The sequence below is a fragment of the Amycolatopsis thermalba genome (assembly GCF_003385215.1).
Taxonomy (GTDB): Bacteria; Actinomycetota; Actinomycetes; order Mycobacteriales; family Pseudonocardiaceae; genus Amycolatopsis_E; species Amycolatopsis_E thermalba.
On sequence record NZ_PQHW01000010.1, the window covers coordinates 53,592 to 76,697 of the forward strand.

Sequence of the window (23,106 nt, forward strand, 5' to 3'; positions counted from 1 at the left end):
CAGGGGACGCCCGACCGGTTCCCGCTGTTTCGGAATCGTTTGCCGGGAGCCGGCCGACGCGGTGGCCGAGCCTTGTTTCACCGCTTCCTCGAAGGTAGCGATTCTGATCACTGCGCCGGTGTCGCATTCCGCTACAGTCCCCGCCGCCACCGGCGGATCCGTGCCGTCGTCCGAACGCCGGCGGGGCACCGCCACGACGGGGAAGGGCACGGCACGAGTTCGACGGTGCACTAACCACAAGTCATCGGCGCAGTAGCCGCCGACGACCATGATTTCCGTCCACGTGACGTGCCTCGTCCGAGACCGGGCAGCGCGCGGCGTCGACGACACCTCATGCGGCTCAGCCCATGTGGAAGCCGCCGTTGACGTCGACGACGGTCCCGGTCATGTAGGCGGCGTGTGGCGACGCGAGGAACGCGATAACGGTCGCGATGTCCTGCGCCGTCGCCAGCCTCCCGAGCGGGCAGTAGTCGCCCGAGTAACCGCGGCCCGCGATCATGTTCGTCTCCACCGCTCCGGGTGCGACGGCGTTGGCCGCCACACCGTTGGCGGCTTCCATTCGGGCAAGCCACTTGACCATTGCGTGGATCGCGCCCTTGCTGGCTACGTACTGCGGACCGGAGGCGATCCCTCCGACCTCCCCTGCGGCGGAGCCGAGGCAGACGACACGCCCGCCCGCCCGGCGCAGGGCGGGCAAAGCCGCGCGGATTGTCCAGAGCGCGCCCTTGAGGTTGACCCCGAGCACTCTGTCCATATCGGCGTCGTCGATGTCTGCCACCGGAGTCGGCTCGCCGTATACACCGGCCGAGGTGACGACCACGTCCACTCTGGACAGAGCTCCGATCGAGGTCTCGACGGCGGCCCGGTCGGTGACGTCGAGCCGTTCGGCGTGTGCCTTGCGGCCCATCGCCTGCACCGCCTCGGCGGTGGCGCTGGGCTCGTCCAGGTCGAACAGCGCAAGGTCCGCGCCACCTCTGGCCAGCTCGAGGGCGACGGCGGCGCCGATCCCCCGGGCCGCGCCGGTGACCACCGCGATCTGGCCGGCGAGTGCCTCGGGGTGCAGCACGCCGGTCGGAGCCGGGGCGGTCATCGAGCCGCTCGCAGCTCGCCGCGCCGGCTCTCGGTGGCCGCCTCGTCGACCCGGAGCCCTTCGGGATCGGCATGCGGGTCTCCCAGCACCACGACGCCGAACTTCTCCGCGGCGTAACCGACGCTGAAGTACTCGTCCCGAACGTCGACCAGCACCCGCTGTGGGTCACGCTCAAGCGGGTCGCCCCACCCGCCACCGCCGTTGGTCTGGTACCGGAACATGGCGCCCGGGTCTGTGCGCCAGACCGGGTTGCTGGCGAAGTAGAAGTACTCACCGCCGGCGTCGAGCGTCTTCGTCTGCGGATCGAGGACGCCCGCGACCGGTGTGGTGGACGAGTACACGGAGTCGTCGGTGCCGACCAGGTCGCCGCGCTTCGCGACGTCGGTCGCCCCGGGCGGGAAGAGCCAGGCCGCGCTGCGGCCGCCGTCACCGCCGCCATGCACGCCGATACCGGCGGCGCGCTTGGTCGACAACGGACTCGTCCAGTGCTCGGCGTCGGCGAGGTAGAGCGTGTCCTTGCGGACAGCGGCGCCGCCGCGATGCGTGCCGACACCGGCGGAGTCGATGACGTACTCCTTGCGCAGCACCACTGCGGGAATGTCCGACTCGATCGCCTCGGTCGCCGGGTCGAGACTGTTGGCCTGGTAGAAGACCTGGTAGCTGTCCGCATCGCCGTGCCGGGTGGCACCCCAGGGCCCGTGCTCGGCGCCGCACTGCGCGGTACCGACCCAGGGGGTGCCGTTGGGCAGCACCCCGTTCGCGTTGTGGATGCCCAGCGAGCCGTAGTCGCCACCCACTGCCCGCTCGCCCAGTGCGGGCTCGAGGGCGCGGAAGATCGCACAGATCACCGGCTGGGTGGCCTCCCAGTACATGAAGACCGCTCCGTCGGGCGGGGTGGCGCTGAGTAGAGTACCCGCGGGCAACACCATGTCGACCGAGCGGAACGCACCCGAGGTGTATGGGCTGGCCGGATCGATCAGGAACTTCAGCGCCATCACCACGGCCGACTTGGTGTCCAGCACCGAGGCGTTGATGCACGTGCGGGCCTGGGGCGACGATCCGCTGAAGTCGATCTCCAGCCGGTCGTCGACCTTGGTCAGGCTGACCCTGACCCGGTACTCCACCGAGTCGTCCACACCGTCCGCGTCGACGAACTCCTCAGCCGAGTAAACGCCGTCGGGCAGCTCGCGGATCGCCGCGGCCATGGACTCCGCCGAGGCGTCCACGGCGTACCGGATGGCGCCCAGGTAGGCGTCGAGGCCGTAGCGCTCGATGCTCTCCTGGATCAGCCGCTCCCCCAACCGCAGGCTCTGGTGGATGGTCCGCATGTCGGGGACGATGATGGGCCCGAACCGCGAGTTGTCGAGGATCAGGTTGAAGGTCGACTTCACCGGGCGGTCGTCGCGGTAGAGCAGCAAAGGCGGCAGCGACAGCCCGGTCTCGTACACGTTGTGCTTGGTCGAGCTGAACCCGGCGGGCACGATGCCGCCCATGTCGAGCTGGTGTGCGCGGATCGTCACGAACGACACGATCCGGCCCTCGACGAACACCGGACGGATGAAGCACATGTCGTTGACGTGGTTGCCCACCCGGTACGGGTCGTTCGCGATCAGCACGTCCCCGGGGGCCAGCTCGTCCGGCCCGTACTCCTCCACGGTGTTCCGCACGGCCTCGGACATGGTGCCGAAGAACGCGGCGAGGCTGTTGCCCACCGCCGGCATCGGGTAGTTCTGCTCCGGAGGGCCGGAGATGGTGGCGTTGAAGTCGTACCAGTCACGCAGGATGAGCGAGAAGGTGTTGGTCAGGATGCCCGCGCTCATGTGCTCGACGATGTAGCGCATACGGTTGCCGAGCAGCGTCGTGGTGAAACGGTCGGAGTCGTAGCGCGCGCGGAACTCGGCGTCGTCGAGATCCCGCAGCGAGGCCTTGCTGGTCATGATGCTCCGTCCTGGCGGATTCGCAGCTCGCCGAGGCGACCGACCGTCGCGGTCTGCCCCGGAACGAGGAACGTGGTGGAGAGTTGCTCGCGGATGAGGGCCGGGCCGGGGATGCGGTCTCCGGCCAGCAGCGCGTCACGGTTGTAGGCCCGCGCCTCGACCGGCTCGTCGAGCAGGTGCTCGATGACGACGGTCGCGGCGACCGGCGGCTGACCCCCGTCGCGCGATGGCAGCTGCGGGTACTCGACCTTCGCGGAATCGACGACGGCCCGCACGCGGAACGTGACTCCCTGGACGGGGACGAACTGGAAGCGGTTGCCCGACCGCTCCTCGTACACGCGGTGGAAGTCCTCGATCATGGTCGCGATGCCGTCGGCGTCGATGGTGCCGGACGGCACCGGGACGAACGGCGTCTCCCACGTCTGTCCGTAGAGCCGGCCGTCGAAGCTGCGGGTGAAGCGGGCGCCTACTCGGTGCTCCTCCGGCAACCGTGAGCGCAGCTGCTCCTCCATCGTGCGGTAGACCGCGTCGACCTGGTCGGCGGCTTCCGGGGTGAGCATCGAGTAGGCGCTGCGGCTTTCGACGAACTCGAGGTCCGAGCTCACCAGCCCCAGCGCGGAGAACAGGCCCGGGTGGGGCGGCACGATGCATTCCGCGGCGTGCACCTGGGCCAGGGCCGCGGGGAGCAGCATGGGCCCGGCCGCCCCGAAGGCGACGAGGCTGTAGTCACGGGGGTCGATGCCGTGCCGGACGGCGACGTTGGTCAGCCCCTCGGCGATGTTGGCGACGCCGAGGTGGAAGGCCTGTCCGACGCGCTGGCCCACGTCCAACGGGGAGTCCAGCTCCTCGAACGCGCGGCGGGCGAGCTCGGGGTCCAGCTTGATTCGCCCACCCGCGAAGCCCACGGGGTCGAGCACTCCCATGAGCAGACAAGTGTCGGTGGTCGTCGGCGCAGTGCCGCCCAACCCGTAGCAGGCGGGTCCCGGGTTCGATCCGGCGCTACCCGGCCCTACCCGCATCTCCCCGGTGGACGCGACGGTCACCAGACTCCCGCCGCCTGCACCGATACTGGAGATCTCGTTGGACAGGGCGTTGACGACGAGGTCGTACTCCAGCTCGAACGTCGTCTCCACGTACGGTTGACCGTCGGTGACCAGGCTGATGTCGCAGGAGGTGCCGCCGACGTCGGCGCAGAGCAGGTTCCCGGTACCCAGCAGGTCGCCGAGCCGCGCGCTGGCGACGGTGCCGGCGGCAGGCCCGGCGAACACGATCCGGAACGGGTTGGCCATCGCGGCCTCGGCGGGCACCAGCGCCGCGGAGCAGTCCGCGTAGTTCAGGTCGCCGGTGAACGACAGGTCGGCGAGGCCGGCGGCGAGGCGCTGGGTGTAGTCCCCGTAGATCCTCCGCATGAGGACGTCGATGACGGTGGTCGAGGCCCGGGCGTACTCCTTGGCCAGCGGGGAGACCTCGCTCGAGATCGAGACCGGGATGTCGCCCAGCTCTTCCCGGACGATCTCCCGCAGCCGCTGCTCGTGAGCACCGTCGACATAGGCGTTGATCAGGCAGATCGCTACGCCTTCGACGTCGCACCGGCGGAGGATCGCAAGCTCCTCGCGGGCGTGCTGCTCGTCGAGCGGGATGAGCACGTTGCCGTCGGCCGTCCTCCGTTCGCGGATCCCCCGGCGCAGGTAGCGCGGGACCAGCGGGCGGGAGGCGTCGCCGAAGGAGCGACGCCACGACGGGTCGGTGAGCCCCTCGACCGGGCGCCAGCCACGACCCGCGTCGAGGATGTCGCGGTGTCCGAGGGTGGTCAAGAAGGCGACCTTGGGTACCCGGCGCGTGATCACCGCGTTGAGTCCGTGGGTGCTGGCGTGGTTGAACACCGTCGCGTCCGCCACGCCCGCCTCGGCGGCGGCGCGGAGCACGCCCTCCTCGGTCCGCCCGTATTCGGTGGCGACCTTGACCGTCACGATCCGCCCGTCCCTGACGGCGACCAGGTCGGTGAACGTGCCGCCGACGTCAACTCCGATCATGCTCATCCCAGCTCCAGCCCTGCGGAGGCGAGCTGCACCGGACCGAGGAGGCCGGCCGGGACGCGCGAGACCGAGCGGAGTGTGGATTGGTGCTTGACCACGGAGAACCAGCCACCCTCGGAAAGCACGAGGTAGCGCCGGAATTCCTCCGGCGTCGCTCCGGGGTAGTCCTTGTCGAAGTCGACCCCGAGGTCGGCCAGCTCGCTGGCTGTGACCGGCTCCCGTTCGACACGGGGGCCGGTGGTGTCTGACGACATGGTGCTCCTTTGCACGTCGAACGTGAGCTAGGGCGGTGGAAAAGTTTAATGGACCGATCGCCCTACTAAACCCGAGTTCAAACTAGACTGCTGTCGCCCCCCTACGCAAGCCCGCTCTCCAGAGACGTCGGGACACACCGCGTCGACCGGTGAGGAGCAGAGGAGACAAAGGAATGCCACGACCCACCGGGCACGGCCCCGGGTACGAAGCGCGCCGCCGCGAGATCATCCGTATCGCAGCAGAACTGTTCTCCCGCAACGGTTACGCGGCCACCGGCGTCGCCGAACTCTGCCAGGCGACCGACCTGGCGAAGGGAGCTCTGTACCACTACATCGGGTCCAAGCAGGCGTTGCTAGCCGAGATCCACGGCGCCGTCATGACGCCACTACTCGCCGCCGCAGAGCGGATCAGCAAGTTGCCGATCGCGCCCGAACTGCGGTTACGGCTGCTTTCTCAGATGCTCCTCGAGGTCATCGAGCACCGGCTCGACTACATCCGGGTGGTCGAACACGAGATCGACCGGCTGGCCGGAGAGAACCGCAAGCGCATGCTCCACGAGCGGCGCCGTTTCGAGGACATGGTCACCGAGCTGCACGCGGAGGCGATCCGGGACGGCACGTTCCGGGAGCTTGATCCGCGGCTGTGCATGCTGCAGTTCTTCAACATGCACAACTACACCTTCCAGTGGTTGCGCCCGGGTCGCTGGAGCTCGGCGCAGCTGGCCGAGCAGTACTGCACCACCCTGTTCCGTGGGCATGCCGTCGACAGCAACCGGTTCGCGTCCCTCGAGGAGCAGCTGGGAACCTTCCGCGCCTCCTACACGGGCGAGTCCCTGAGCGGTCTGGGCGACTTCGAGGAAGTAGCCACGGCGAGCTGACGGCGGATGACGGACTGAAGCTCGACGGACGTACTTCGCAACCGCACCGATACCGTCTCGCATCAGGGAGGTGGACGTTCGAGGCGTTCGGGCGCCGGTGCGCGCCGAACGACGTCCGGCGACGCTCTGCCACCGTCGCTGCCCGCCCGCGAACCTCGGGATCGACACACCGACGTGACGGGAGGGGTGGGGTCTGCCAGGAGGACCGATCCAGCTTCTGTTGCTCGGCCGAGCGCGAGGCACCGGCATTCGCCGGCGGGGTGCTTCGCCGCACAATGTGGCGAAGCACCCGGCCGGCAGCTGCTCCTTCGGCGGCTGCACGTGCCCGGTTCAGGCGAGCGGGCACCTGCAGCGGGGTGTCACTGGGCGGTGTAGCCACCGTCCACGACGATCTCGGCACCGGTCACGTACCTGGCGTCGTCAGAGGCCAGGTACAGCGCGGCCTGCGCGATGTCGTTCGGCTCGCCGACCTGGCCCATCGGAATGCCGTCGAGGAGGACCTGGAACGCGTCCGGGTTCTTCGCCTCGACCGGCGTGACGATGTCCGTCCCGATGATGCCGGGGCAGACCGCGTTGCAACGGATGCCGTCGCGCGCGGTCTCCAGGGCGACGACCTTCGTCAGGCTCCGGATACCGCCCTTGCTCGAGCCGTACGGCGAGCTGTACCGCATCCCGACCACACCGCTGATGGACGCGATGTTGACGATCGCCCCGCCGTGACCGCTGCGCTTCATCTCCCGGACGGCGTGCTTGCAGCCCAGCCACGCGCCGGTGAGGTTCGTGTCGACGACCGCGCGGTAGGTCTCGAAGCTCATCTCGTCGATCGGGTCACGGCGCGTGATCCCGGCGTTGTTGACCAGGATGTCCACCGAGCCGAACGCCGCCCGGGCGGCCTCGAAGGTCGCGACCCACGCCTCCTCGGACGTGACGTCCTGCTGGGCGGTTTCGACGCGCGCACCGGAGGGGAACTCCCCGGCACGCTCCTTCACCTCAGGGGACACGTCGGTCAGGAAGATCGCCGCGCCCTCCCGGGCGAACAGCCGGGCCGTCGCGAAGCCCAGGCCCGCGACGGAAGCACCGCCCGTCACGATTGCCACCTTGCCGGCGAGGCGACCCGCCGGGTGCATCGTCTCAGCCACGAATGTCCTCCCAAACTCGCTTGCCACCGTCCTGCACGACCCGGCCCCAGCGCAGGCCCGGGAAGTGTCCGCCGGCGACCAGGAGCTTCTCGTCGCAGATGCGCTTGCTGTAGTGCTCGACCGCCGCGTAGGCGCGGTCGTAGTCGGTGTGGCTGACGAAATTCCACTGACCGCGCTCGTTGTCGTCGATTAACTCGGGCTGGGCGTGCACCAGGTCCCCGACCATGAGGCCCTTCTCACCGCTCGACCGCAGCTCCAGCACGACCTGCCCCGGCGTGTGTCCGCTCCCGTCGAGCGCGACCACACCGGGGAGCAGCTCGACCTCCTGCTCGCCGGTGAAGAACTCGATCTGGTTCACGATCGGCCGCAGGCGGACCGCCGGGGCGTCGTTGTCCGGGTAGCAGTAGTTCGCCGAGAGCTCCAGGCGCTCCTTGCTCTTCTCGACTTCCGTCTCGGAGAAAGAGAAGTCGGGCCCCAGGAACCAGTCCCAGTCGCGCCGGTCGATGTGGTAGGTCGCGTTCGGGAAGTACGGCTTGCCGTCCACGCTCGCCCACCCGATGTGGTCGAAATGCAGGTGCGTGAAGATTACGTCGGTGACGTCGGCGCGCCGGAGGCCGGTCGACGCCAGTGCCGAGCGGAACCCGCCGCCCGCGAACGGCCACTTCGGCTGCGGGCCGGACCCGCCGTCGACCACGATCACCCGGTCACCGGCGCGGACGAGGTACCCGCCCAGTGTGTTGAGGTGCAGGCACTCGTGGAAGACCGGCTCGAGGAGGTCGGTGTACGGCTCCCAGTCGGCTTCCTTCAGGTTGGGGTAGAAGGTCGCCGCGCCGGGCACGACCGCCTCCCCGTCGATCAATGGGGTGATCTCGATGTCCCCGATGCGCATGCTGCGCTCCTTTGCGTGCATTGTAGGTGTTCATGCGGCTCAGCCCATCCGGAAGCCGCGGTTGACGGCTACGACGGTCCCGGCCGTGCAGGCGGCGGGTGGCGACGCGAGGGTGTCTTGCGTCGCCGCCGGGCCTCGCGAGCGAGCAGTGGTCGCCCGGCTCGCCGTGGCCTGCGATCACCGCTCCGAGTGCGCCGGCGTTGGTAGCACACCGTTGACGCTCCGCTCCCTGGTGCTCGAAAGCGTTGGTGGAACACACGGCGTGGCCGTTCAACGATCGCCGGTTCCGGCCGCTCTCGCCGGCAGGTGACGACCTACTACCGAGAGCGAAATCGTTCACTGGGTTCTCCACGGCGCGACAATGCGGACGAGATCGACGGCTGCTCGACCGGTTCGAGCTTGTTCACCGCTTCGTCGAAGGTAGCGATCCTCGTCACGGCACCGTTGTTGCATTCCGCTACAGTCCCGCCGCCCCGGCTGATGCCGTGCTCCTGGCAGACCTGCCCGACCAGCGCCTCCGTGGGCAACGCGTGGGTGGCCAATGGGCTCGTGCGCGCCGTCCGTCAACTTCCGGCGGGACGCCGAAGCGGTGGATCGCAGCCGGAGCCTCGCCCCACGTCCTGCCGGTCGCCGGTGACCAGGCTGCACTCACGTGCACCTGGCGAGGGCCGTCTCCGCCATCGTTGCACCGGAACAATGGGCGGAGAGCCAGTGCGTGCCGGCGAACCGGGCGTGCACCCGAGTCGGCGTCCTTTCGGACGTCGCACCCGTCCTGCAGACCGGCGCTGCAGCCCTGAAACCCGCGCATCGCCGTCGCCCGGCGACGTTGGTCACCGGCTCCCGCGACCGGGCATTCACCGCAGACCGGGGGCGGTGTTACGGCTCGGTCGTCCGTTCAGCGCTGAACGGACGAAGGGACAAGGTGCGCGACGAGGGCATTCGTCCGGGCGATGTCGTCCGCGATCGCGTCGATCAGTTCGGTCTCGCCGTTGAATTTCGTCATCCCGCGCAGGCGCCGCACGGAGGTCACCGTGACGCGCATCCCGTAGATGTCGTCGTCGAAGTCGAGCAGGTGGGCCTCCAAGGTCCGTTCGTCCCGGTCGAACGTGGGGTTGGTACCCACCGAGATCGCCGCGGCACGTAGTCGCCCGTCGTCCAACCGGACGATTCCCGCGTAGACACCGTCGCCGGGCAGAGCGGCGCCGGCGGGCTGGTCCACGTTGGCCGTGGGATAACCGAGACGACGGCCCAGCTGCCGGCCCCGGACCACGACGCCTGCCGTCTCCCAGGCATGCTCGTTGTTCGCAACCATTCCCACCTCCATGTGTTCGGCGCGTCCCGTTGGTGACGAGGCCTGGTACCGGTGAGCCACCAGTTCGGACAGCGCAAGGACGGGCAGGGAGTGCTCGGCGGCGAATCGGGAGGCCTCGGCCTGATCGGCCATGTGCAAAGGGTTTTCGCGCGATACGAGCTCACCCAGCGCTGCTGCCGGTGGGAGGCCGGCGAGGACCGCGAGATCGACGGCGGCTTCGGCGGGTGTCGGGTTGTTCACGACTCCGCCGGGCGAAACGCTGACCGGGACGACGTGGCCGGGTCGTGAGAAGTCGGCTGCGGAGAAGTCGGGAGAGGCGAGGGCCGCGATGGTGCGGGCGCGGTCGGCACCGGAAATTCCGGTGCCGGCGCCGAGGAGGTCCACGGTGACGCGGTACGGGGAATCACCGAATCGGTGCATCCGCGGGAGGTTGAGCCGTTCGCAATTCTCGTCGGTCAGGGCGGCACGGATGAAGCCGGAGGTGTGGCGGACGGTGAACCCGACGAGGTTCGCCGTCGCCCGGCAGGCGGCGAAGACGAGGGTTGCGTCGGCGTCGTAGAGGTCGTCCTTGACGACGACAGGATTGCCTGCAGCGATCGCGTCGATGGCGTCTCGCACGGTGGCCTCACCCAGGAGTGTGCGCATGATCGATCCCTTCAGATGGCGCCCGGCTCCCTGAAATCCCGTTCGTCGGGCTCCGCCGTGCGCCGAACTGGTCCCCGGTCGTCCCCGGCATCGGGGCTGGCAGGATGCCCGGCGTGTCAGGCAGCTGTCAGGCGGTGGAACTGACTGCCGTGGAAGACCAGCGGCGCCGTCCGCGGATCTGCGCGCATGCCATGGATCAGGAGCAGAACGATGTCGTGGTCTCCCGCGGGGACTTCGGCGTGGATGCTGCAGTCGAGCCAGAGCGTCGCCCCGTGGACGAACACACCGCCCTCCGCGGCAGCAGTCCAGTCGGTGCCCGCGAACCTGTCGGTGGCCTTGCCGGCGAGCCGCATGCAGGTATCGCGGTGGTCCTCGCTCAGCACGCTCAGCCCGAGTCTCGGGCTCTGGCGCAGGATGGGCCAGGTCGTGGAGGTGTGCTGCATGCACACTGATACCAGCGGAGGCGACAGGGAGACTGAGGTGAAGGAACTGACGGCCAGGCCCACGGGCCGGTCGTCGATGAGGGCACTCACCGCGGCCACCCCGGAGGGGAAGCAGCCGAACGCCTGCCGGAGCTGGTCGCCCGTCGCGACCGGCACTATTCCTGTCATCCGAGCCTCCTCAGTTTGAGCAACGATGCTCGATCTCGTGGACGGTACCTGCACGAGGACGCGACGGTTGTTCGATTTTGGGACGGTCCGTCCCCTTCACACGGTGCCCGCGGTATGCAAGTACCAGCCCACCTGATCGCCGGCCTACTTCTCCGTGAGGTTCCCCCGCAAGGTCGAGTGGAGGTATTCACGCCGGTGGATCCCCCGCTGCTGCAGGATCGGGACCACGTGGTCGACGAACTCCTCGACGCTGCCCGGACTGATCGTCGGGATCAGGACGAAGCCGTGGGCACCGGACTCCCGCCACAACGTCTCCAGCTCGTCCGCGATCTGTTCCGGGGTGCCGACGACCTTCTTCGCGCCGACCGACATCCCGAAGTTCATGGCGACGTCGCGCAGCATCGGCGGCTTGCCGTCGATCGGCGCGGCGAACGCCTCCATCATCCCGCGCGATCCGTCCGTCTCGAGCTCGGTGAACAGCGCGTCGACGTCGTAGACCGAGAAGTCGATGCCGAGCGAACCGGACAGCCGGGCAAGCCCTGCCTCGAGGGGCACACTGAGCCTTTTTCATCCTGTGGTGAGTTCGTAGTTCTGTAGCACGTGGATGGCTTTGGCGAGTTGTCCGGCGCGTCGGGGGCAGCAGCGGAGTTTGCGCAGGATGCGCCAGTGTTTGAGCTGGGCGTTGGCGCGTTCGCCGGGTCCGCGCAGGCGGGCGTGGGCCTGGTTGGCATCTTTGTAGGATTCGGGTTTGTTGCGGCCTTTGTACGGGGTGGTCACGTGTTGGCCGGTCTCGTCATAGCCGTGGTAGCCCTTGTCGCCCAGGGCGATCAGCCCGGCGTCGCGTAGCGCGGCGAGGATCTGCCAGATGCGTGCGGCCGCGGTGTCGTGCGTGCTGCCGGGCAGTTCGCTCGAGACCCACAGGATCGTGCCGCCCGGGGAGGCGATCACCTGCAGATTCATGCCGTGCATCGTGTGCTTGCCCGAGTAGAAGGGACGATCGGCGAAGACGCGGTCGATCGGGATCAGCGTGCCGTCGATGATCACGTAGGCCATGCCCTCGCGCTTGGCTTTCCGGAGTGCAGCCCGCAGCTTGGGTGCCCGCGCGGCCAGCAGTTCGACGGTTTCGTTCACATACCGCCAGCACGTGGTGGCCGATACCTCGAACCCGGCGCCGACCTCGGGAAACGGTTCACCCTTGCGCAGGTACGCCAGCACCAGCAGCGCCTGCTGAGTGGTGTTGAGCTTGCGCCACGCCGAGCCGATCTCCCGGCGGTGAGCGCGGAGCAGGCCCGACACGAACGTCAGGGTCTGACGTGACAACGGCAGCGCGGCACGGTAGAACAGCATACGAAGCCCTTGCGTAGGATCTTGATCTTGGTCGATTGCTGTCCTACCAAGGGCTTCGCCATGTGCCCGGCATCGACACGCCGGACGATCACCCAGCCCCCGACCTACAACCCTTACCCACCAACATATCCAGACCAGGATGAAAACGGCTCACTGTCGCGGAATCTCAACCCATTCGCACAATGGGAACTTCGGCCTCGTGCAACACCTCGTACAAGTCGGCGATCCGGTCCGAGGAGCCGCGTTGGTCGCACTGAGTGAAAATGAGGCGTTCAGACGCGCGGGACACACCGACGAAGAACGTCATCGTGGATTCGACCGTGTCACGGGCATGGGCCCACCACTGATCGCCATCCAGTCCGATGAAAAAGACCGTGTGGTACTCCAGCCCCTTGCTGCGGTGGATGGTCAGTAGAGGCACGGCTTCATCGTCCGTGAACGCACCGGCCAGCTTGTCCCAGGAGTTGACTCGTCTGAGAACATCGACGAGCCGGATTTTGAAAGCCTCGAGCGTCACCGCGAGATCCTCCGGCCTATCAGCCAGAATACGCATCTGCGCGATGTTCTCGTAGTTCAGGAATCTAGCGACCTTGTCGACGAGGACGTCGGCGAGGCCGCCCGCCTTCCCCACAGTCGCTTCCCCCAGTGGCGTAGCGGCAAACCAGCTACGTAGCTCGGCTAGAAAGCACGAGAGCATGTCGTCGACATTGGACCCTACTTCCCGGTTCCTGTCGCTGGGCGCTAATTGACTGAGCGCGGCAGTAACCTCCCGCCACGTTTGAGGCTGACCTGCGCGAGTTGCACCGAGGCGGACTAGACCGATGAGCAGTCGCGCGAGGTCATCCTTGAGTAGATCCTGGAGTCGCAGATCGCCGACCTGGGCGTCGTCGTTGCGGAGCTTGAGTCCTTGAGCTGCGAGCGCCCGGGCGAGTTCCGGTTCGAGATCAGCTACCCGCTGTCGCGCGATCATCGCGTAATCAGCTGGTGGGCGCCCGGACTGCTCGATGTCGGCGGCGATCCATGCTGCTATCGACTCGGCCTCGAGCCTGGTATCAGAGAACGACCAGATCTGTACCGGAGATTCTCCGACCTTGTCGACGACCTGTGACAGCTGCCGCTGCGTGTGAGCGTGGAGTCGCGTCGCGAAGTGATGCTGCAGCTCGACAAGCTCCCGGGTCGAGCGGAAGTTCCAGGTGAGCTCGAACGGTGCCGCGTCGAAGTCGTACTCGAACTGGGAGAACGCGTCGGGAAGGGCGCCGGCCCAGCCCATGATCCGCTGCTTCCGGTCGCCTACAACCGTGACGGTCGTCCCTCCCCCCGCAAACACTGACCTGAGGAACGAGTATTGGGCGTAGGTGGTGTCCTGAAACTCGTCGACGAACACGAAGGGATAAGTCGCGGTGATGGCCCGCCGTAGTTGACCACTCGATCGGACGATCAGTTCGGCCAGTCTGTTCAGCATGATGAAGTCGACTGTAGGGACATCCCGGGCCCGATACTTTTGGTTCCACCACTGCTGGGCTGCGTAAGCCCCTGCAGTCGCGGGTTCCCGCGGTTCAGGCTCCAGCTCGTAGAGGCCGACAACGTTGGAGATGAACTCGTCCTGCCGGATGCCGTAGACTCCGCTGCGAAACTCCTCGGGCGCGGCGGCAGCGACGTTCTCGAGGAAGTCACGGACCTCTACCCGGCTAGCAAAGCCGATCCGGTAATTGCGGCGCACCGCCCAGGCGAGTGGCAAGAGATCTTTGAACCGGTCGACGATGGACTTGGTGAACGCGTCGAACGTCATCGCGGTGAAACGGTCGGCGTGTCCCGGCAGTCGGGTCCGCATGCGCTCGCGAAGATTAGCAGCTGCGTCGCGTTTGAACGAGATCGCGAGAATCTGTTGCGGGGAACGGCACAGGCCGGTCTCATACAGGTAGCAAGCACGCTGCGCGAGGAACTCCGACTTCCCCGCGCCCGGTCCGGCAGTGACCGAGGCCGTGCCAGCGCGCAGCGCATCCCATGCCGCGGGTTCTAGGTTGTCGATACCCAGTGGACGCCAATCAGCGGGGTCAGCCCTCATTTTGGGGTCACCGCCTGCCCGACCCGGTCCAGAAGTCGCGCGAGCCGTCCCTTGACGTTGGCTAGATCGCCCGAGCCAACGTAGGACAGGGCACGTAGGTGAGTACTTGGCTTGGAGTGCGTGAGAAACAGATATCGGTACCAGCGTAAGTCGTCGGTCATCTGCTCCCGTGTCCAATGGGCCACGTCGGGTCGAACCCCGGGATCACCGAGAACGGCATCACGCGGGTCGCCCTGGTCGCTCGGCCCTCGCTGCCCCTCGTCCAGGTGGTCAGTATAGGCCGACTTGAACTGCGCTAAAAGCAGCATGTCTAGGTCAAGCGGAGTGGAGAAGTAGATGTTCCACTTCTCCAGATGGTTGAGCCAGGCCTTCAACTGGTCGACGGTGAGGTCGGCAATGTCGGCGGTCGAGCTGAAGCTGTCGATCGCCTCGCACCCGTCGAACGGGTTGATATCGACGGCCAGCAGTTGGGTGCAGGCGTCGCGGATGCGTCCTTCTCCTCCGCCGGCGCGACCCCAATCGAGGTCGAGAAGCGTGGCGTAGGGGATGCCGAGCTGGCTGAGAAGCCGCCAGAAGTGATTGGTGTGCCGGCCACCGAGAGGGACTATCGCGACGAACGACTGGTCGATGTACAGGCCCCGCGCTTCCGCCAGCTTCGGAAGGACAACCTGTTCGGAGTCGCCTTCGCCGAGGACAACGAAGCGGGCGAAGTACAACTCGGGGTAGGCTCGCACAGCCTCCCGGACGTACTTACCCGCCTCAGTGGTGTCGTCGGGCAGAACGATCTCGCACACGCGAGTTGTCCTGGTGGCCTCGTCGAGGCGGAAGTGCCGGACCTTCTCGGTCGGGATACGAGACATGACACTGGCCGAGTGGCTGGAGATGATTGCCTGCGCCCGGCCGGATACTGTCACGTCGAGCAGTTGCTCAACGACGCGGGAGAGGAAGAACGGCGCAAGGTTGTTCTCCGGCTCCTCTATAGCCAGGAGAGTCAAAGACGGCAGAGCCGTCTGGGTGATGTCGAACTTGTCCTCGTGCTCGCCCGCCGCGATAGCTCCTTCGAGGTCCAAGGTTGCCGCAGTCAGGGCGATATGAAGGAGGGACCGCTGGCCGTCGCTGAGTTCCTGGGCAGATCGAGTTCTACCGGTGGGGGATAGCTCGAAGAGCATCTCAGCGTTGGTGACCAACACGCTGACGTCCCTGCTGATCGGCTCGAACATCGGTGTCCGCTCCGACACCAGATGGTGGAGCGCCTGCCAGCGCGCAGCGATCGCCCGGGTCACGGTATCGACGACCGCTTCGTCCTTGAACTTCTCGGAGAGATCCGCGGCCGCGCTACTTACATGTTCTCGGAACGGGTCGGACCACTGGCTGGCGCGCCAGACGCGACCACGCAGGAACGCGGCGACCTGCCGCGCACCGTCTCTGTTCGCGGGCACGTACACCATCTGAATTCGGTTGCGGTCGGGGGTCCGGAACTCAACCCATTGAGCGCCATAGTCCTCATCAAAGGTGTGGACGACACGGCAGCTTTCGTCAATGGTGCCTACAACAGAGCCGTCCGCTGACCAGGACGCTTCTAAGACGATCCGAAGCTTCAGCTGTCCGTCGTCGTCGGCGGTCATTTGCCGGAAGAACTCGGGCACGCTGGATGAGGCCACTGCGGCGTCGGTGTCATCATCGAGTTCGGGAAACGCAAAAACAGCTTCGATCATCAACGATCGAGTCGCAGGCGCTTCGTCCTCGTCGTTCGGAACATGAAAATCTTCGACACGGATCCTCCGCTGATCCCCGACGACGCTAAACAGCCGCAGGAGCGCCTGACAGGCAGCAGTCTTCCCCGCCGCGTTCGCCCCGAGCATCGCGGTCAACTGCCGGTCGAAACGGACCGTAGTCGCCACGGGCCCGAAGCACTGGAAATTGGTCAGGGTCAGGCGCTCGAGGAACATTAGCGGCTCCTTCGGCTCGAATTGGCACACCCATGGCCCGTCCCGCGCGGGCCAGTGCTCGCTCTCTGTATCGCAACTTGCACCCGGCGTGCTACAGGTCTCCCCTTGAACGGTCGAGCTCGGGTGTCATGACCTGTCCACCAAGCCCCGAGAGCCTAGGTTTCACGTCGTAACCCCGTCGAACCCGCGCCCGACGGAGATCCGCTACCGGCGCCTGCCGCCTTGAAAGCGCAGCAGGCGTAAATGAGGCTAGTTCGGGCTTTCCGAGGGTGCGGAAATCAATGTCAGCAAATATTCGGTCGTAGGCCTTCTCACCAATCTGCCCGCCCGGGTCCGGACCCACTCCACACCGTTCGCGTCGGTGAACAAGGTGGCCACGACCTTCACCGACGAAGCCGCTTCGTTCCACGCCTTCGCAATCTGGCTCTTGTCTCGCGGTGTAGTGATCTTGCCCTGCTGGTGCCTCACCCACGCCGAGATCCCATCACCCAGCCAACGGCTCGCGTCCTGCAACTCGACTGGCTCAGTCGTCGGCCCAAGGTCGCCCAACGGCATCAACTCCATGTGTTTTCCCTCGATCGTGATGTGCAACTGCACCTCGTACACGGGTTGAGCTCCCGAGTTGTGGTACATCAACACCCGATCACCGGGGACCCCGTTCGGAGCCCTGCTCAACCACACGCCAAAGTTCGACGCCAGTTGTGATTCTTGAGCTTCTTCCAGGCGTGCAAGTTGCGTCGTCTGTGTGGCGTTCGTTCTCCAGGCAGCACGCGCAGCAACGGCTGCGACGATGAGTGCCGCTATTGCGAAGAGCGCGGACACTCCTGCCGATACCGAGCTGAGGACGTCCGTCCACGTCACGCCTTCTGATGTAACCTGCACGTCTGCCTTTCGATCAACGACGCCTGCGCGTTACATTGACTCCCCTTGTGGTGTACGTGACAGGCAGTCACTCCTCAAGGCGATCACTGCGGGCCACATTGCCGACAAGGCGCTGCTCGTCTGAGCGGTAAGGGTCGCATGGTCCTACCTCGAGTCGTCCTAGGTTGCGATTTTGAGCCGGGGTGGGCTTCACTTTGCGTATGACCTGGAAGACTCGATGGCCCTAACCTGTAGAACTTCCGTGGCACTAAACCGGCCAGTCAGGTGAGGCCATCCAAGTGGTGGCCGAGATAGCGTTCAGCTCTTGGTCAGCCCTACGCCGCCTGATTCCAGGCCACCATATATGCTGCGGCCTGCCCTCGGACATGGCAGCCCAGTGACTGTCGGTTGGTATTCCGGCGCAGCTTGAATTCCGTACCCCGCCGGACATCCCACATCACCGGAGTCGCCCCGGACAGTGCCTTTCCGACTGTTTGCTCCATCAGGTACAACAGGACATCGGCGTTGTCTTGCGTCAGTTTTGGTTTCTTGACGTAGGGCGCCACGTAGAGCAGCTGCCCGTTCCGCAGCCGCAGGCCGAGCATGCTGCGCAATTCGACGGTCAGGTTTCCGTCCTGCCAGCGGGCCTCTTTGACTCGGACTCCGGTGGAACCCGCTGGCAGAAGCCGGAGGAAGCCGTCCCTCGCCTCGCCGAAGGATGCGCCGCGGGCCTTATCGGTCGCCGTCGCACGGTCGACCACGCTGTCGAGTTTACTCCGAGGATCCGGGGAGTTGATTGCTTGCCGGAAGCCGGTGTGGAGCGGGCCGTAGTACGCCCACGCAGGGCCTTGCGGGTTCAGATACAGCTCCCGCTGCTCGGCAACCGTCTTCGCCGAGCGGCGCGGGCCGGCCTGGACGAAGTCCAGGAACTGGAAGCCGCCAATCCGCGCATCCCTGCTGTCAATCATCAATCGCTCCTACCTGTCGAAGCGGCTCTACGCACGATCTCTGCACCCGGTGTGTCGCCGCGTAGGCCTTCAATCTCGCTTCCCACGGCTCATCGCCGCTCCCCTTGCGCCTCCGCTTCGCGCCGTTGCAGCAGCGACACCACGCGACCACCTGAGCGCGGGTTCGTGTTCGGCCCGGGGGATACCGGCGGTGAGTCGCCGACGGGGGTACGTGAAGTGACGGTACGGAACAGGTCGGCCGGCACGCGGCATTGTGCGATTAGCTGCGCCTCGTCGATGCCTTCCTGCATCAGCAAGTCGACTGCGCGTGGGAGGAGCGATGGCTGCTCGATAGCGTCCACCAGACCGGGTTCGTTGCGCCGCCAGCCCCGTGCGGAGATGGTAGTCATGGCGTTGCGGTAGGAGACGTCGCTGAGCCGTCCGAGCCTGCGAGCGCGGTACAGCAGGGCCTGGATGCTTACGCCCCACTGTTCCTTCAGGCGAGCGAGAGTTCGCCAGACGTTGCCGCCCATGGTCGTCGGGAGCAGATCGCGGATCTGGTCGGTGGGCATCAGGAGCTCGGCCGCGAAGCGGTGGGCCTGGTCTTCGACGATGCGGCCGCCCGGCTCTGCGTCGCTGTGCATGATCAGGTGGCCCAGCTCGTGGGCGACGTCGAAGCGCTGGCGGTAGTAGTCGCGCTTGATTGGGTTCAGGATCACGACCGGGCGCAGTCGGCTGTCGAACGAGTAGGCGTCCACTGAAGCGGCCTGCTCGGGGCTGAACACCACCAGCACGCCGTGGTTCTCGAGCATACGGACGAGGTGGCCGACTGGTCCGGCCTCAATACCCCACTGCTCCCTCACAAGCTGTGCGGCACGCTCCGGGCCGTCGCCATCGTGGTCGTCGACTGCCACCGGCAGGCTCGGTACGTCGGGTTCCGGGAACTCAACGTGCTTCTCCAGACTAGTGGCGATGTCCACGGCCAGTTGCCCGTAGGCGAATGCCTGATCACGGGCAAGTTGGCTGGTGGAGCGCAGTGAGCGGAAGTGTGGGGTGGTACTGAGGGCGGCGACGTCTTCTGGGCGGATTGCGAAGAACCCGGGCTCGACGGACAAGCTCAGCGCGAGCTGCGCGACGGTGGCGGCCGTGGGCCGCTTGGCTCCGGACTCCCATGCCGCCACGGCGGTGGGGCTTTTGTCAACCAGGGTCGCCAGCTCACTCTTGCGCAGTCCTGCCAGATGGCGGGCCAGCGTGAGGCGAGCTCCGTCGAACAGGGCGGCAACGTCGGCTACCCGGTCGGTAGTAGTGGTTCGAGCGCTCACCACTCACCACTAGCACGGTCGCGACGCTGTTCTTCTGCCTGCCGGCGTAGGCGGACGGGCGCGTCCGGCACTGTGTTCGGCCCAGTAGGCAGCGGCGTGTCGTTGGTTCGACGTCCGCCATGTCCCGGCGGAGTGCCGAGGAGGTCCTGCCGCCAGTGCCAGGCCTCGCTGCCGCCGGAATTGAGGCGCGCGCGGCCGAACACCAGCTCCATCTGCTGACTGAGCGGGTCGAGGCTGTGCGCGACCACGAAGGTCGTCATGTCGAGCTGTCGCTCGGCGGTCAGCGCGACCTCCAGTCCGCCGATCTCCTCCTCAGTGAACGCTTCGAACAGCGAGGGCTGCGGCGGCTCCGGGTTACGCTGCTGCGCCACCCGCTGCTTCGTTGCGCTTTTCTGCGGCCAGGGCAGCTGGTCGAGCTTGCCGAACGCGCACGAGGCGAGCAAGAACCGACGGCCCTCGTGCGCCCAGCCGGGACTACCGTTGAGGTTGGACCGGCGAACCAACGCGGGATCGAGCCGCGGCAGGGTGTCGATGTCCCGGTCGGACAGCTCGGCGTACAGCAGGTCGAGGTCGGCGTCGGCGTTCTCCGAGCTCACGGCGTACCGCTCGCACGCGAAGACGCGGTCCAGCCGGTCGCGGAACAGGGTGAACCTGGTGTTGCCGAGCCACGCGGCGTCGTGGCCATCGCTTTCGACATAAGTCTCCAGCGCACGGGTGGTGGCCGAGAGGTACGCCCAGCGCAGGCCGGCGAGAACCCCGGCCTCGCCGAGCTCCGCGATCACATCATGCTGTTCGCTCACGGCACTGAACTTACAGCATGACCAGTAATCACTGCGCGAAACTCAACCAAATCGGCGTGTTTCGAGCCATCAAGCACACTACGATCCGGCGGCTGCGGTCGGAGCTGACGTATCGGGCGCGACCGCGTCTGGGCGAAGACCAAGCAGAAGCCCGGCCGGTCGAAGTCTTACCTCTGACGGTATTGCCTCCTTCGGGCGCTTCCGACGCTCCATCACCAGTGGCACCCGCGCCTCGAGAACAAGCGGCCGCTCCCCCAGTGCCACCGACCGCGATCCAGCGGTGCCGCGCACGTTAGCCGGGTAGGAACCCGTGTGCATCTGGGTGGAGCCGCCGGGGGCACACTTCCCCACACTCGTTTCGGGGCTTATCGGCGCCGAGAGAATCGCTCATCCTGGAGAAGCGGCCCCGCAGGAAGCGATTTGGCTCCCTGCGGGGAAATTGACGCAGAGGGGCGATCCCCGCACGTGGCCCTCCGCGAGCAGTAGAGCACAACAATGCACCCCGCGGACCCACGCACCTGCAGCTGCGCGCCTTGCGACAAAGCAAATTCCCTCGCCTCCTTCCGGTCACCCCTGTCCCTTTCGGGTCCATTCGCCGGAGTTAGGGGCAGGTCGACCGCTCGACCTGGCGCGGTCGCCACCAAGGAGGTTGACGCCGATGAGCAGTTTTTCTCGGGCAGGGTCGCATTCTCGGCTTACCCGTCCGACTACCGCACCTCGGAGCGGCGATCGAGCGCTGTCTCGTGGTGGGCAGAGTTCCGGCGCTTCGCCAGCGGCTCAGCCGTCCGAGTCGACGGTGCCGATGCTGTTCACTGCGGAGCAGGCGGCGGTGATCTTGCAGTTGCGGCCGTCGTGGTTGCGGCGGAAAGCTGCGGCACGCGCGGTGCCGTGTCGATTTGTGGGCAAGCATCTGCGGTTCGCTCGCGGGGACCTGGAGACCATCGCCGAAATGAGTGCCCAGAAGCCGCGAAGGAGCTCCTGACCTCAAAGAACCTTCAATGGCGGCTTGCTTTATTGACGGACATCGAGCGTCCATATGCCCGTCAATTCATCCACCCAAAACATTGAGGGGTGATTCGTCATGGCTTTCGTCGAGAAAAGCGGAAAAGACTCGTGGAGGGTTCGTTATTGGCGGGACGACGGGACGCATGGGTCGTTGTCCGGATTTCGGACGAAGAAGGAGGCGCAGGACAAGGCCGCCGAGATCGATGCCGACAAGCGGCGGGGCACGTTCCTCGATCCGGAGGCCGGGAAGCTGCTACTCGCGGAGTGGATCGTGACCTGGTTCGACGCCATCGACGTCGCGCCCGCGACGCTGGCGCAGTATCGCACACCGGGTGCGGCCTGAGGTGCGGGTGCAGCCGATCCTGACCGGACTGCGCTTCCACGACCTCCGGCACAGCCACAAAACCTGGATGATCGCCGACGGCATCCCCGAGGTCGCACAGTCGCGGCGACTGGGGCACCGGATTCCCGACGAGATCCGCGACGTCTACTCCCACGTCGCCGCCGAAGTCGAGACCCGCCTGCTGGACAGCCTCGAACGCCGCTGGCACGACGCCGTCGCCACCGTGCATGAACAGCACGGGCCGACGATCACGCGACCACTTCTCCTCGCCGCCTGACACGCTCCAACACGTGGCCCGCTGCCGGCCGGCAGCGGGCCACCGTCATATCCGGATCTCGTCGAGCGCCGTTGGCGCCGCCAAACGATCGGATCGCACCCGAACCACCGCCAACCGGTCCCAACCGTCCAGCGCGGCCGTCAGCCGGGCGCAACGACGCCGATCCCGCCGCAACCGGCACGACCCCGGATCGGGTTTCGGGCGGTTCGAGCAGGTTCAGGTCAGTTGGTCAAAGTGCGGCCGAGCAGGAGCGGTTAGGCGACTTCATTTGCCGTCGGAAGCATGATCCACTCCAGAATCGCTCCTGCACACTCCAGTTGATCTTGAAATCGACCAGGCTGAGCGAACGTGAAGGAAACACGAAAAGCCCGCTGACCTGGGCTTCCACCCAGAGCCAGCGGGCTCCATCAGACCGTCGGGCTGACAGGATTTGAACCTGCGACCCCTTGACCCCCAGTCAAGTGCGCTACCAAACTGCGCCACAGCCCGGCCGTCGCCTGCCGTGAGGCTCGGCGACGGGGATAGCTTATTACGGACCGCACACAGCCCGGTAGCGGGGTGCCTTCAAGTCGCTGGCCTGGGCGGATGGGGCCGGCCCCACCCCGCACAGGTGCGCCGCCACCCCACCAGCGGGCCACCGCTCACAGGTGCGCGGCCAGCCGCGCCGCCAGCTCCGGTGCGCCGGACAGCTCCTCCCGGATCGACGCTGTCGCCATGGTGGTGAACAGCTCCCTGGGCGTGGCCGACCAGTCGAGGCCGCCGAAGGGTGGCTCCGGGTCGTATTCGATGCCGAACTGGAGGAACTTCGCGACGTCCTCGCTGGTGAACCTAGCCGCCAGGTGCAGGGCCATGTCGATCCCCGCGGCCACGCCCGCCGCCGTCAGGATCTTGCCCTCGTCGACCCACCGGCGGCTCACCGGCACCGCGCCGAACGCGCGCAGCGCCTCCAGGAAAGACCAGTGCGTGGTGGCCTCCCGGCCCTCCAGCAGGCCCGCCGCGCCCAGGATCAGCGAACCGGTGCAGACCGAGGCCGTCACCTCCGCCCGCGCGGCCGCCGAGCGCACGTAGTCCAGCAACCGCTCGTTCGTCAGGGCCCGCAGTGTGCCGGCCTGGCCGCCGGGCACCACCAGGGCGTACGGCGCGGGCACGTCGTCGAAGGTGCGCTCCGCCGTCAGCGACAGGGGGATGTCCGAGTGCAGCGGGTCCAGGCTCTCCGCGACCACCGTGGCCTCGAAGGACGGGTCCGCGTGCCGCAGCGACGCCAGGACCTGCAGCGGGCCGATCAGATCAAGGGGCGTGAGCCCGGGATACAGCACGAAAGCGATCGTCTTCATGCACCGCAGCCTGGCGGGCACCACGGCTGCCCGGGCACGGGATGTCCGAAAACCTGGGATCGTCG

20 protein-coding genes and 1 tRNA gene are annotated in these 23,106 nt (G+C 66.7%); 3 read left to right on the plus strand and 18 right to left on the minus strand.

Features of this window, described 5'->3' with window-relative positions; genetic code table 11:
* Window positions 1-340: 340 nt before the first annotated feature.
* From D0D15_RS06845 to D0D15_RS06860, 4 genes are read right to left on the minus strand one after another with little or no spacing between them, the layout of a single operon-like run.
* Window positions 341-1,090 carry an SDR family NAD(P)-dependent oxidoreductase gene (locus tag D0D15_RS06845; protein WP_094007275.1) on the minus strand — a complete coding sequence of 250 codons (750 nt, stop codon included), beginning with the start codon at window positions 1,088-1,090 and terminating at the stop codon, window positions 341-343.
* Window positions 1,087-3,027 (minus strand): hydantoinase B/oxoprolinase family protein, encoded by a 1,941-nt coding sequence (locus D0D15_RS06850; RefSeq protein WP_094007273.1) that lies wholly within the window; start codon window positions 3,025-3,027, stop codon window positions 1,087-1,089. The genes D0D15_RS06845 and D0D15_RS06850 overlap by 4 nt, the downstream gene beginning before the upstream one ends.
* Window positions 3,024-5,066 (minus strand): hydantoinase/oxoprolinase family protein, encoded by a 2,043-nt coding sequence (locus tag D0D15_RS06855; protein ID WP_233157397.1) that lies wholly within the window; start codon window positions 5,064-5,066, stop codon window positions 3,024-3,026. Before D0D15_RS06855 ends, D0D15_RS06850 begins: the two co-directional genes overlap by 4 nt.
* On the minus strand, window positions 5,063-5,317 hold the full coding sequence (locus tag D0D15_RS06860; protein WP_094007270.1) for a hypothetical protein: 255 nt from the start codon (window positions 5,315-5,317) through the stop codon (window positions 5,063-5,065). The genes D0D15_RS06855 and D0D15_RS06860 overlap by 4 nt, the downstream gene beginning before the upstream one ends.
* 173 nt (window positions 5,318-5,490) lie before the next feature.
* Here D0D15_RS06860 and D0D15_RS06865 point away from each other — a divergent pair, with 173 nt between their 5' ends.
* On the plus strand, window positions 5,491-6,195 hold the full coding sequence (locus D0D15_RS06865; RefSeq protein WP_094007269.1) for a TetR/AcrR family transcriptional regulator: 705 nt from the start codon (window positions 5,491-5,493) through the stop codon (window positions 6,193-6,195).
* A gap of 359 nt (window positions 6,196-6,554) precedes the next feature.
* Here D0D15_RS06865 and D0D15_RS06870 read toward each other — a convergent pair whose 3' ends face one another.
* The 12 genes from D0D15_RS06870 to D0D15_RS06925 all read right to left on the minus strand — a co-directional run bounded on the left by D0D15_RS06870 (window position 6,555) and on the right by D0D15_RS06925 (window position 20,082).
* Window positions 6,555-7,322, minus strand: coding sequence for an SDR family NAD(P)-dependent oxidoreductase (locus D0D15_RS06870; RefSeq protein WP_094007326.1), 768 nt, complete (start codon window positions 7,320-7,322; stop codon window positions 6,555-6,557).
* A 4-nt stretch (window positions 7,323-7,326) separates the two neighbouring features.
* Window positions 7,327-8,223, minus strand: coding sequence for an MBL fold metallo-hydrolase (locus D0D15_RS06875; protein WP_158224461.1), 897 nt, complete (start codon window positions 8,221-8,223; stop codon window positions 7,327-7,329).
* A gap of 895 nt (window positions 8,224-9,118) precedes the next feature.
* Window positions 9,119-10,180: a 3,4-dihydroxy-2-butanone-4-phosphate synthase gene (locus D0D15_RS36935; protein WP_094007266.1), complete on the minus strand. Its 1,062-nt coding sequence runs from the start codon at window positions 10,178-10,180 to the stop codon at window positions 9,119-9,121.
* A 116-nt stretch (window positions 10,181-10,296) separates the two neighbouring features.
* Window positions 10,297-10,791: a flavin reductase family protein gene (locus D0D15_RS06885; protein ID WP_094007264.1), complete on the minus strand. Its 495-nt coding sequence runs from the start codon at window positions 10,789-10,791 to the stop codon at window positions 10,297-10,299.
* A gap of 144 nt (window positions 10,792-10,935) precedes the next feature.
* Entirely contained in the window at window positions 10,936-11,346 is a 411-nt protein-coding gene (locus D0D15_RS06890) for an LLM class oxidoreductase (RefSeq protein WP_094007263.1), read from the minus strand.
* 12 nt (window positions 11,347-11,358) lie between these two features.
* On the minus strand, window positions 11,359-12,138 hold the full coding sequence (locus D0D15_RS06895; RefSeq protein WP_094007261.1) for a transposase family protein: 780 nt from the start codon (window positions 12,136-12,138) through the stop codon (window positions 11,359-11,361).
* Window positions 12,139-12,304: 166 nt separating this feature from the next.
* The gene (locus tag D0D15_RS06900) at window positions 12,305-14,203 is read right to left on the minus strand and encodes a UvrD-helicase domain-containing protein (protein ID WP_094007260.1); all 1,899 of its coding nucleotides are present in this window, start codon (window positions 14,201-14,203) and stop codon (window positions 12,305-12,307) included.
* Complete coding sequence (locus D0D15_RS06905) at window positions 14,200-16,152, minus strand: ATP-dependent nuclease (RefSeq protein WP_094007258.1); 1,953 nt, start codon at window positions 16,150-16,152, stop codon at window positions 14,200-14,202. The genes D0D15_RS06900 and D0D15_RS06905 overlap by 4 nt, the downstream gene beginning before the upstream one ends.
* A 249-nt stretch (window positions 16,153-16,401) precedes the next feature.
* On the minus strand, window positions 16,402-17,013 hold the full coding sequence (locus D0D15_RS35860; protein ID WP_143266223.1) for a hypothetical protein: 612 nt from the start codon (window positions 17,011-17,013) through the stop codon (window positions 16,402-16,404).
* A gap of 335 nt (window positions 17,014-17,348) precedes the next feature.
* On the minus strand, window positions 17,349-17,981 hold the full coding sequence (locus D0D15_RS06915) for a hypothetical protein (RefSeq protein WP_094007255.1): 633 nt from the start codon (window positions 17,979-17,981) through the stop codon (window positions 17,349-17,351).
* Between the two features lie 89 nt (window positions 17,982-18,070).
* Entirely contained in the window at window positions 18,071-19,282 is a 1,212-nt protein-coding gene (locus D0D15_RS06920; protein ID WP_094007325.1) for a helix-turn-helix domain-containing protein, read from the minus strand.
* On the minus strand, window positions 19,279-20,082 hold the full coding sequence (locus tag D0D15_RS06925) for a hypothetical protein (protein WP_094007253.1): 804 nt from the start codon (window positions 20,080-20,082) through the stop codon (window positions 19,279-19,281). Before D0D15_RS06925 ends, D0D15_RS06920 begins: the two co-directional genes overlap by 4 nt.
* A 1,081-nt stretch (window positions 20,083-21,163) precedes the next feature.
* On the opposite strand from D0D15_RS06925, the gene D0D15_RS36940 reads away from it, so the two are divergent.
* Window positions 21,164-21,430, plus strand: coding sequence for a hypothetical protein (locus D0D15_RS36940; protein WP_143266222.1), 267 nt, complete (start codon window positions 21,164-21,166; stop codon window positions 21,428-21,430).
* The gene (locus D0D15_RS36945; protein ID WP_233157395.1) at window positions 21,420-21,707 is read left to right on the plus strand and encodes a site-specific integrase; all 288 of its coding nucleotides are present in this window, start codon (window positions 21,420-21,422) and stop codon (window positions 21,705-21,707) included. Before D0D15_RS36940 ends, D0D15_RS36945 begins: the two co-directional genes overlap by 11 nt.
* 415 nt (window positions 21,708-22,122) lie before the next feature.
* Here the strand turns inward: D0D15_RS36945 and D0D15_RS06945 are convergent.
* Window positions 22,123-22,196, minus strand: a tRNA-Pro gene (locus D0D15_RS06945).
* Between the two features lie 152 nt (window positions 22,197-22,348).
* Window positions 22,349-23,041, minus strand: coding sequence for a DJ-1/PfpI family protein (locus D0D15_RS06950; protein ID WP_094007324.1), 693 nt, complete (start codon window positions 23,039-23,041; stop codon window positions 22,349-22,351).
* Between the last annotated feature and the right edge of the window lie 65 nt (window positions 23,042-23,106).